The following is a 265-nucleotide window of genomic DNA, read 5'->3' as shown; positions in this document are numbered from 1 at the left end:
CGTAATGATGATCCCAATTATCAATCCCTATCTGTAGGATTTTATAGTCCTTTGACATTAGTAACCTCCTCAATCCACTGATGTAATTTATCTAAGAATCGGTGACCAGTATGTTCCTTGATTTTATCAATAGAGTAAATCAAGGCCTGGTTCCATTCTTTCAATCTATCTACATAGTAATGTGCAGCCGTTGAAAACTCTGTCACATCTGAAAGTAAATAGCCATTTTTCAAATGTTCTACATAAACAGTTTCAACCCGATTAA

Annotated in this window: 1 protein-coding gene; it reads right to left on the bottom strand. The window is 34.7% G+C overall.

The annotated features are described in order from the left end of the window. Window positions 1-41 precede the first annotated feature (41 nt). Window positions 42-265: accessory Sec system glycosyltransferase Asp1 (gene asp1 / locus N8M20_RS10340; RefSeq protein ID WP_261080532.1), on the bottom strand; the 224-nt coding region annotated here is incomplete at its 5' end.

The organism is Streptococcus mitis (assembly GCF_946190275.1).
Taxonomy (GTDB): domain Bacteria; phylum Bacillota; class Bacilli; order Lactobacillales; family Streptococcaceae; genus Streptococcus; species Streptococcus mitis_DC.
This window is presented reverse-complemented; position numbering and strand designations above follow the sequence as displayed.